This window comes from Streptomyces sp. 13-12-16 (genome assembly GCF_002114215.1).
Lineage (GTDB): Bacteria > Actinomycetota > Actinomycetes > Streptomycetales > Streptomycetaceae > Streptomyces.
Genome location: NZ_NCTE01000375.1, coordinates 1 through 9,887, shown reverse-complemented (window position 1 = coordinate 9,887; position 9,887 = coordinate 1). Strand labels below are relative to the sequence as shown.

Below are 9,887 nucleotides of genomic sequence, written 5' to 3'. Positions count from 1 at the left end.
GGCCACGCGGGCGCCAAGCCCCGGCGGCTGTCCGGCGGCCAGGCCCAGCGCGTGGCCCTCGCCCGCGCCCTGGTCACCCGTCCCCGGCTGCTGCTCCTGGACGAACCGCTCGCCGCCCTGGACGCCCGCACCCGGCTGGAGGTGCGCGCGCAGCTCCGTCGCCATCTGGCCGCGTTCGAGGCCGTCGCCGTCCTGGTCACGCACGACCCGCTGGACGCCATGGTGCTCGCCGACCGCCTGGTCGTCGTGGAGCGGGGGCGGATCGTGCAGGAGGGCACGCCCTCCGACATCGCCCGCCACCCGCGCACCGAGTACATCGCCCAGCTCGTCGGCCTCAACCTGTACCGCGGGCGGGCCGACGGCCACACGGTGCGGCTCGACGCGGGCCCCGCCGTGAGCACCACGGAGGACCTCTCCGGGCCCGCCTTCGTGGCGTTCCCGCCCGGCGCCGTCACCCTGTACCGGGACCGGCCGACCGGCTCCAGCGCCCGCAACCTCTGGCGCTGCGAGGTCGCCGGTCTGGAGACCCACGGGGATCAGATCCGCGCGGAGCTCACCGGCGAACTCGCCCTGGCCGCCGACCTCACCACGGTCGCCGCGGCCGAACTCGACCTGCATCCGGGCGCGACGGTCTGGGCGGCGGTCAAGGCGGCGCAGACGCACGCGTACCCGGCGTAGCCGCACACGACGAAGGGGGCCCCCTTGTGGAGGGGCCCCCTTCGTCGTGTGTCAGTCCTCGTACGCGTCCAGCGGCGGGCAGGAGCAGACCAGGTTCCGGTCGCCGAAGGCCTGGTCGATGCGGCGCACCGGCGGCCAGTACTTGTCGGCGGCGCTCACCCCGGCCGGGAAGACGGCCTCCTCGCGGGCGTACGCGTGGTCCCACTCCCCTCCGAGCGCGGCGGCGGTGTGCGGGGCGTTGCGGAGCGGGTTGTCGTCCGCGGGCCACTCGCCGGAGCCGACCTTCTCGATCTCCGCGCGGATCGCGATCATCGCCTCGCAGAACCGGTCGAGTTCGGTGAGGTCCTCGGACTCGGTGGGCTCGATCATCAGCGTGCCGGCCACCGGGAACGACATCGTCGGCGCGTGGAAGCCGTAGTCGATCAGGCGCTTCGCCACGTCGTCCACGCTGACGCCGGTCGCCTTGGTCAGCGGGCGCAGGTCGATGATGCACTCGTGCGCGACCAGCCCGCCGGGGCCGGTGTAGAGCACCGGGTAGTGCGGCTCCAGGCGCTTGGCGATGTAGTTGGCGCTGAGCACGGCCACCTGGGTGGCCCGCTTGAGGCCCTCACCGCCCATGAGACGGACGTACGCCCACGAGATCGGCAGGATGCCCGCCGAACCCCACGGCGCCGCGGAAACGGGCCCGACGCCCGTCTCCGGGCCGGCCTCCGGCTGCAGCGGGTGGTTCGGCAGGTACGGGGCGAGGTGCGCCCGCACGCCGACCGGGCCGACGCCGGGGCCGCCGCCGCCGTGCGGGATGCAGAAGGTCTTGTGCAGGTTCAGGTGCGAGACGTCACCGCCGAAGTGGCCCGGCTTGGCCAGACCCACCAGCGCGTTGAGGTTGGCGCCGTCCACGTACACCTGGCCGCCGGCCTCGTGCACCTCGGCGCAGATGTCGGCGACGTGCTCCTCGAACACGCCGTGCGTCGAGGGATAGGTGATCATCAGCACGGACAGCTCGTCGCGGTACTGCCCGATCTTGGCGCGCAGGTCGGCCACGTCGATCTCGCCGTCGTCGGACGTCTTGACGACGACGACCTTCATGCCGGCCATCACGGCGCTGGCGGCGTTGGTGCCGTGCGCGGAGGACGGGATCAGGCAGACGGTGCGCTGCTCGTCGCCGTTGGCCCGGTGGTAGCCGCGCACGGCGAGCAGACCGGCCAGCTCGCCCTGGGAGCCGGCGTTGGGCTGGAGGGAGACCTTGTCGTAGCCGGTGACCTCGGCGAGACGTTCCTCCAGCTCGTGGATGAGCGTGAGGTAGCCCTGGGCCTGCTCGGCGGGCGCGAAGGGGTGCAGCTGACCGAACTCGGGCCAGGTGACCGGCTCCATCTCGGTGGTCGCGTTGAGCTTCATGGTGCAGGAGCCCAGCGGGATCATGCCGCGGTCCAGCGCGTAGTCGCGGTCGGAGAGCCGGCGCAGGTAGCGCAGCATCGCGGTCTCGGAGCGGTGCTGCTGGAAGACGGGGTGGGTCAGGTACTCGTCGTCACGCAGCAGGGCGTCCGGCAGCGTGTCCCGCGCGGCCGCGTCCAGGGCCTCGGTGTCGCCCTCGACGCCGAAGGCGCTCCACACGGCGGTCAGCCGCTCCCGGGTGGTGGTCTCGTCGCAGGCGATCGAGACGTGGTCGGCGTCGACGAGACGCAGGTTGACGCCGTTGTCGCGGGCGGCGGCGACGACCTCGGCGGCCCGCCCGGCGACGCGCACGGTCAGCGTGTCGAAGTAGGAGCCGTGCACGATCTCGGCCCCGCCGGCCCGCAGGCCCTCGGCGAGGACGGTGGCGTACCGGTGGGTGCGCCGGGCGATCAGCCGCAGTCCCTCCGGGCCGTGGTAGACCGCGTACATCCCGGCCATGACGGCGAGCAGCACCTGGGCGGTGCAGATGTTGCTGGTGGCCTTCTCGCGGCGGATGTGCTGCTCACGGGTCTGGAGGGCGAGGCGGTACGCCTTGTGCCCGTCCGCGTCGACGGAGACGCCGACGAGCCGTCCGGGCAGGCTGCGCGCCATCTTCTCCTGCACGGCCATGTAGCCGGCGTGCGGCCCGCCGAAGCCCATCGGCACACCGAAGCGCTGCGTGGTGCCGACCGCGATGTCCGCGCCCAGCTCACCGGGCGACTTCAGCAGCGCGAGGGCGAGCAGATCGGCGGCGACGGTGACGAGCGCGCCCAGCTCGTGCGCCTGGTCGATCACCGGCTTGATGTCGCGTACGGCACCGGAGGCGCCCGGGTACTGGATCAGTACGCCGTTGATCTCGCGCTCGGCGACCTCGGCGGGGATGCCCTCGCTCAGGTCGGCGACGACGACCTCGACGCCGGTCGGCTCGGCACGGGTCTCGATCACGGCGATGGTCTGCGGCAGCGCGTCCGCGTCGACCAGGAACAGGCCCTTCTTGTTCTTGCCCATGCGCCGCGACAGAGCCATCGCCTCGGCGGCGGCGGTGCCCTCGTCGAGCAGTGAGGCGCCCGAGGTCGGCAGGCCGGTCAGCTCGGCGACCACGGTCTGGAAGTTCAGCAGCGCCTCGAGCCGCCCCTGGGAGATCTCCGGCTGGTACGGCGTGTACGCCGTGTACCAGGCGGGGTTCTCCATCACGTTGCGCAGGATGACGGGCGGGGTGAAGGTGCCGTAGTACCCGAGCCCGATCATGGAGCCGAGCACCTCGTTGCGGTCGGCCAGCGAACGCAGCTCGGCCAGCACCTCGGCCTCGCTCCGTGCGCCCGGCAGGTCCAGCGCGTCGGCGTTCTTGATGACATCCGGCACGGCGGCGGCCGTCAGCTCGTCCAGCGAGCCGTAGCCGACCTGCGCGAGCATCTTGGCCCGGGCCTCGTGGTCGGGGCCGATGTGGCGCTGCTCGAAGGGGATTCCCTGTTCGAGCTCGGAGAGCGGAGTGCGAGGGGCGGTCATTGAGGAGGCCTCCTGGTCCGACGACCTTCGAGGGGCACCACGGCGCGGGTGCCCGAACGGCCTCCCCCTCTGTCATCTCGACCTGAGAGCTTCACCGGACGGCCCGAAGGCGTCCGGCTTTCACCGTCGGTGAGAGCGGAAGCCGTCGACACCCGCCCTGCTTTCCAGAGTGACCTCGTCCGTGCGGTACGTGTGCCTGAGAGATTCCGGGGAGGATTTGCTCCTTCGGCGCCTCCGATGATGTTCGGAGGGCTCTCCCGCACGGGGTCAGCAGCCGTTTGCCAGCGTACCAGCGAGCACCACACCAGAACCTTCGAGTGGCCGTCCAGCCGATTGTGCCGTTTTGTAGTGCTTACGGATGAGTTTGCGAACAGTGGAGGGCCTGTGCAGACCGACATCGATCCGCGCCACCTGATCGGCCGCAAGGCGTTCGACCGCAACGGAACCCGGATCGGCACCATCGACGAGATCTACCTCGACGACGCCACCGGCGTGCCGGAGTGGGCGGCGATACGCACCGGCCTGTTCAGCAGGGACGCCTTCGTCCCCCTGGAACCCAGCGACCTCGTCGACGGCGCCCTCCACGTCCCCTTCGACCGCGCCCTCATCAAGGACGCCCCCGACTTCGGCGTGGGCCGCCACCTCTCCCCCGAGCAGGAACTCCAGCTCTACCACCACTACGGCCTGGACCTCGCCGCTCCCCCGCCCCTCCCGGACCGCGACTTCGGCAAACTCGCCGGGAACGACAAACCGGCCTGATCCACCCCGCTCACCGGCTCTCCGTCCGCGTCCCTCCGCCGGCCCCCGCGCCCTCGTCCTCCCCGGGTCTCCGGGACACCAGCGGCAGCGGTTCCGCCGGCTGCAGAGCCGGGTCGTCGACGCGGAAGGTCTTCACCCGGCCCGGCTCCGAGCCGGGTGTCTCGAAGCGCGCCGTGACCCGGCCCAGCCCGCTCCCCTGCACCCATCCGTGCCCGTACACGGCGTGCCGTACGTCGTGCCCCGCCGGCCAGCGCCGCTCGGCGGGCGTCTCCGGCTCCGGCGCGGGCGCGGCCTCGGCCTCCTCGTGCGGGGATTCGTCGGCGGGTACGCCCGCCGCCTGCGCGAACAGGTCCTCCTGCGTGTAGTCGGCCAGCCCGCTGACCCCGACGCCCAACAGCCGCACGCCGCCCGTCGTGTCGACCGAGTCCAGCAGCCGCGCGGCCGCCTCCCGCACCACCGCCGGATCGTCCGTGGGGCCCCGCAGCGTCTCGGACCGGGTGAGGGTCGAGAAGTCGTACCGGCGCACCTTCAGCACGATGGTCCGCCCCGACAGGCCCGCCTCCCGCAGCCTGCGCACGCACCGGTCCGCGAGCCGCCGCACCTCCGTCCCCACCCGCACCCGGTCGTGGATGTCCACGTCGTAGGTGTCCTCGACCGAGACCGACTTGGTCTCCCGCTCCGCCACCACGGGCCGCTCGTCCCGGGCCAGCGCCATCGCGAACAGAGCCTGGCCGTGGGCCTTGCCCAGCAGCCGTACGAGCTCGTCCTCCCCGGCCTCGGCGAGCTCGTCGACCGTGTGGATCCCCGCCCGCCGCAGGTGATCACCGGTCGCCGGTCCGACGCCCGGCAGGGTGCGGACCGGCAGCGGCCCCAGCAGGGCCCGCTCCGTGCCCGGCTCGATCAGCACCAGCCCGTCCGGCTTCGCCTGCTCCGAGGCGATCTTCGCCAGCATCTTGGAGGCCGCGAGCCCCACCGACCCGGTGAGCCCCGTGGCCGCCCGTATGTCCGCGCGCAGCTTCGCCCCGGCCAGCCGCGCCGACCGCTCGTCCCAGGCCGCGCCGCCGGCCTCCAGGTCCACGAACGCCTCGTCCAGGCTGAGCGGCTCCACCAGCGGTGACAGGGCCCGCAGCAACCCCATCACCTGCTCGCTGATCGACCGGTAGAGAGCGAACCTCGGCACCAGGTACGCGGCGTTCGGCGCGCGTCGCCGGGCCTGCGCCATGGGCATCGCCGAGTGGACACCGAAGACCCGTGCCTCGTACGAGGCGGTGGCCACCACCCCCCGCGGCCCGAGCCCGCCCACGACGACCGCCTTCCCGCGCAGGCTCGGCTTGGACGCCTGCTCCACCGAGGCGAAGAAGGCGTCCATGTCGAGGTGCAGGATCGTGGGCGCGGATCTCACATCTCCGATGCTGCCCTACGCCACTGACAACGGCCGTTCCCGGGCGGCCCCGGACGGCCTCAGACCGCCTTGTTCCGCCGCCGCGCCAGCTCGTCCATCGGGTTGTGCCCGACCAGGGTCTCCCCGGTGTCGACGCGCTCCCCGTGCAGCTGGGACAGCGCGCTCTCCACGTCCCGCCACACCACGCCCACGGCGATGCCGAAGACGCCCTGGCCACCCTGGAGCAGGGCGTGCACCTCGTCGGGCGAGGTGCACTCGTAGACCGTGGCCCCGTCGCTCATCAGCGTCATGCGCTCCAGGTCGCTGAAGCCGCGCTCACGCAGATGCCGCACCGCGGTGCGGATGTTCTGCAGGGAGACGCCCGTGTCCAGGAACCGCTTGACGATCTTCAGTACGACGACGTCGCGGAAGCTGTAAAGCCGCTGCGTGCCCGATCCGTGGGCCGGCCGCACGCTCGGTTCGACCAGGCCCGTACGGGCCCAGTAGTCGAGCTGCCGGTAGGTGATACCGGCGGCGGCGCAGGCCGTGGGCCCCCGGTAGCCGATCTGCTCGGACGCCATGGATGTCGCCCCTCCGCTGCTCGGCACAGCCGTCGGTCGCTGCGGAGCCTGGTCGATCGCACCGCCGTGCACGGGATGCCCCCCGCTCGGACGGAGCCGGGAGCTCTGGGGAGGGTACGGCCCGCTCGCCCCGAAACCGCGTCCGGGGGCACCCCCAGCCGTACCGTCGCCGCTGCTTCTCACGCCGACCTCCGTCCTTGACCTGCCTCCTCGAAGGTAGGCAGTCACCAAGGGTGCGTCAACGATCGCCACACTCGGCACGCCGAGTGATAATCACCCTAAGAGTGGTTTCCCGTACCTCACCGCGGGGAAAGGCTAGCCGAATGCCCTCGGCGTGGGCCCCGGCGGCCGACGGCCGCCCTCACTGGTTGCTGCTTCCGAAGTCCTCCGGCGAGATCTGGTCGAGGAACTCGCGGAACTTCTCCACCTCGTCCTCCTGCTCGTCCGGGATGGCGATCCCGGCGTCGTCGAGCACCGTGTCACTGCCGTAGATCGGCGTACCCGTGCGCAGGGCCAGCGCTATGGCGTCGGAGGGGCGGGCACTCACCTCGACCCCGCTGGCGAACACCAGCTCCGCGTAGAAGACGCCTTCACGCAGATCGGTGATGCGTACTTCCGTGAGCTCCTGTCCGACGGCTTCCAGCACGTCCTTGAACAGGTCGTGGGTCAGCGGCCGTGCGGGTGCCATGCCCTGCTGGGCGAAGGCGATGGCCGTCGCCTCCCCCGGTCCGATCCAGATGGGGAGGTAGCGGTCGCCGCCCACTTCACGCAACAGCACGATCGGTTGGTTGGAGGGCATCTCGACCCGGACACCTACGACATCGAGCTCGTTCACACAGCAACCCTAGGCCGTGCCCGGGACGTTTGGGTAGTCGGGCAGGGAACGGGTGGCCGATCCGGGCCGGCGCGCCGCTCTCTCTCAGGGCAGCCGTATCCCGAGCGCCGCCCGCACCAGCGCCGCGTGCAGCTTCACCGTGAGCCCCGCCAGCTCCTTCGTGCGCGCCTGCGCGTGGGCCCTGGTCTGCGGGTTCCGGTGGCGCTTCAGCGGGGCGACCACCTGGTCCACCAGACCGGCCTCACGGTCGGCGGCGGCCTTCATCGCCCTCAGATGACGCGGCTCGATCCCGAACCGCCCCAGCTCGGTGATGAGCCCGGCGACGGTGACCGACTCGGCGTCGTACATGCCGTCCTCGACCGGGGCGAGCAGCCCGTACGACTCCCACTCGGCGAGCGTCCGCTCGTCGATGCCGGCGGCCGCCAGCAGCCGGCCGCGTCCGATACGCGCCGCCGTGGGCCCCTCGGCGGCGGGCTCCTGAGCGGTGTCCCCGTCCCCCGGACGGCCCAGCACCGGCAGTTGGACGGCCTCGCCGCGCTCCATGGCGTCGAGGTGCTCACGGATCACCTTGAGCGGCAGGTAGTGATCGCGCTGCATGCGCAGCACGTGGCCGAGGCGCTCGACGTCCCCGGCGCTGAACTTGCGGTACCCCGAGGGAGTCCGCTGCGGCTCGATCAGTCCCTCCGACTCCAGGAAGCGGATCTTGGAGATGGTGACCTCGGGGAACTCCTCGCGCAGCACGCTCAGCACCGTGCCGATGCTCATCAGTCCGGTGCCCGCGGCGGCGGCGCCGTCGCCGGCACCGCCGCTCGGTGTCTGAACCATGAACCTTCCCTCGGGTCCCCGGACGGATCCGGGGGGGGTCAGTAGCCCCGCTGGCTCGCGTAGAAGACCAGCCGGTACTTGCCGATCTGCACCTCGTCGCCGTTGGACAGGGCGACCTGGTCGATCCGCTCCCGGTTGACGTACGTGCCGTTCAGGCTGCCCACGTCGGCCACCGTGAAGGAGCCGTCCGGGCCGCGCCGGAACTCCACGTGCCGGCGGGAGACCGTCACGTCGTCCAGGAAGATGTCGCTCTGCGGGTGACGCCCGGCCGTGGTCAGGTCGCCGTCCAGCAGGAAGCGGCTGCCCGAGTTCGGCCCGCGGCGCACGACCAGGAGCGCGGAACCCACCGGCAGCGCGTCGACGGCCGCCTGCGCCTCGGGAGAGAGCATCGGCGTCGGCGTCTGGCCGGTGGCCTCCGCGTCGTAGGCCTCGAGACCGGAGATCGAGATCGTGGACGTCGTCTCCGAGGGGCGCTCCGGGGTGACCCCGGGCCTCAGCGGCGCGCCGCAGTTGGAGCAGAAGCGGCTGTTCTCCGCGTTGCGGTTGCCGCACCTCGTACACACCAGGGCCGACATGGACGGATCCTCCTGCCGCGGCTGCCCCCCGGGGGCGTGGGACGCGTACGGGTCGGAGAACCCTCCACCCGTACCTGAGGTCGACGGTTGCCCGAAACCTATGCCGCCCGACTGTGCGGGGTCAACGGACGGCGCGCCCTGACCCACCTGGTCCCGGTACAGCGGACGCTGACCTTCCGCCTCAGGCTGTGCGCGATGACGAGCGGTCGCGTTGTCGCTGCCCTCTCGCCGCGCGCTCTTGCCGAACAACTTCGCAAACAACTTCACGGGCGATTCCCCTTGACCGAAACAGACCCGCCCGTGGGGCAGGACGAACCCTGACTGAACACATTGGCCGACCCGGACATCTTCACAACGTCCGCCTCCGCCAGACAGTTTCCACCACGCACCACCCATTCGGTGCGCCGACCCCCCGCAACCTCATGCCCTCGCCGGACGTCCCGCATGCACCGCCGGTTCACTGGGAGGACGACCGAGCGTAGTCAGGCCGCTTCACCACCCGCAAGGCGTCCACGACGATCTTGGTCGACCGCTCCACGGTAACGGTGGCCTGTTCCTTTTCGAGAGTCTGCACCACGCCTCCGGGGATGTTGAGCGCCGGCTCGAGGTCCTGCGGCTTGCCGATGACCTTGAAACGATAGGGCGTGGTGATCTTGTTCCCGTCCACGCCGACACCGTTCCCGGAGTCCGTCAGGTAGGTGCCCGCCACCACCCGCACATCGTTCACCTGGATCGCCTCGGCGCCGGCCGCACGCAGCTCCTGGATGGCGTCGAGCAGCATGTCCGCCTCGACCGTCCCCTTCGTGTCCTCGATGGTCATCGTGATCCCGGTCCCCTGCGCGGCCACGGTGCCCGCCAGCACGCCGAGTTGCCGTTCCTTCTCGATCGTCTGCTTGCGGGCCTCCTCGGCCTGGTCGGAGCTGTTCTCCAGCTCGTCGCGCTGCTTCTCGAGTCCCTGCTTCTCGTCCTCAAGACGCTCTGTGCGGTCGTCGAGTTCATCGAGGATGCGCACAAGATCTTCCTGACGTGCGCCGCGCAGCGCGCTGTCACTGTCGCTGTTGGACGCCACCTGGACGGCCAGGCCGAAACCGAGTCCGAACAGCAGCAGGGCGACGATGAGTTGGGCCCGGGTCACCCGCGGCGGCCACAGCCCCTTCACCAGCCGCTGCCGACCGGTCAGGCCGGACGGGGGCTTCGGAACGCCCTCCTCCGCGGGTGCGGGCGCCCGCGTGGGCGCCCCGGCGGGCACCTCCGCCGGCAGTTCCCTGCGCAGGCCGGCCGCGGGCGAGGCGTCCGGAGCGGGCCTCGGCGGGGAC

General features: G+C 71.6%; 9 protein-coding genes and 1 riboswitch. Of the genes, 2 read left to right on the top strand and 7 right to left on the bottom strand.

Annotated features, from left to right (window positions below; genetic code table 11):
* The coding region (locus B7767_RS15720) for an ABC transporter ATP-binding protein (RefSeq protein WP_143652477.1) at positions 1 to 678 on the top strand (678 nt) is incomplete at its 5' end.
* A 51-nt stretch (positions 679 to 729) separates the two neighbouring features.
* Here the strand turns inward: B7767_RS15720 and gcvP are convergent.
* Positions 730 to 3,615 carry an aminomethyl-transferring glycine dehydrogenase gene (gene gcvP, locus B7767_RS15715; RefSeq protein WP_085572734.1) on the bottom strand — a complete coding sequence of 962 codons (2,886 nt, stop codon included), beginning with the start codon at positions 3,613 to 3,615 and terminating at the stop codon, positions 730 to 732.
* Between the two features lie 174 nt (positions 3,616 to 3,789).
* A riboswitch (glycine riboswitch) is annotated at positions 3,790 to 3,885 on the bottom strand.
* Between the two features lie 114 nt (positions 3,886 to 3,999).
* Between gcvP and B7767_RS15710 the strand changes: the two genes are divergently transcribed.
* Complete coding sequence (locus B7767_RS15710) at positions 4,000 to 4,374, top strand: PRC-barrel domain-containing protein (RefSeq protein WP_085572733.1); 375 nt, start codon at positions 4,000 to 4,002, stop codon at positions 4,372 to 4,374.
* Between the two features lie 10 nt (positions 4,375 to 4,384).
* Here the strand turns inward: B7767_RS15710 and B7767_RS15705 are convergent, their stop codons facing one another.
* From B7767_RS15705 to B7767_RS15680, 6 genes are all read right to left on the bottom strand, one after another.
* On the bottom strand, positions 4,385 to 5,776 hold the full coding sequence (locus tag B7767_RS15705; RefSeq protein ID WP_085572732.1) for a DNA polymerase IV: 1,392 nt from the start codon (positions 5,774 to 5,776) through the stop codon (positions 4,385 to 4,387).
* A gap of 59 nt (positions 5,777 to 5,835) precedes the next feature.
* Positions 5,836 to 6,519: a MerR family transcriptional regulator gene (locus tag B7767_RS15700; protein WP_107486114.1), complete on the bottom strand. Its 684-nt coding sequence runs from the start codon at positions 6,517 to 6,519 to the stop codon at positions 5,836 to 5,838.
* Positions 6,520 to 6,697: 178 nt separating this feature from the next.
* Complete coding sequence (locus B7767_RS15695; RefSeq protein WP_030833746.1) at positions 6,698 to 7,171, bottom strand: bifunctional nuclease family protein; 474 nt, start codon at positions 7,169 to 7,171, stop codon at positions 6,698 to 6,700.
* A gap of 84 nt (positions 7,172 to 7,255) precedes the next feature.
* Positions 7,256 to 7,996 (bottom strand): MerR family transcriptional regulator, encoded by a 741-nt coding sequence (locus B7767_RS15690; RefSeq protein WP_085572730.1) that lies wholly within the window; start codon positions 7,994 to 7,996, stop codon positions 7,256 to 7,258.
* Between the two features lie 38 nt (positions 7,997 to 8,034).
* Positions 8,035 to 8,967 (bottom strand): FHA domain-containing protein, encoded by a 933-nt coding sequence (locus B7767_RS15685; RefSeq protein WP_085572729.1) that lies wholly within the window; start codon positions 8,965 to 8,967, stop codon positions 8,035 to 8,037.
* Positions 8,968 to 9,028: 61 nt separating this feature from the next.
* The coding region (locus B7767_RS15680; protein ID WP_373408217.1) for a DUF881 domain-containing protein at positions 9,029 to 9,887 on the bottom strand (859 nt) is incomplete at its 5' end.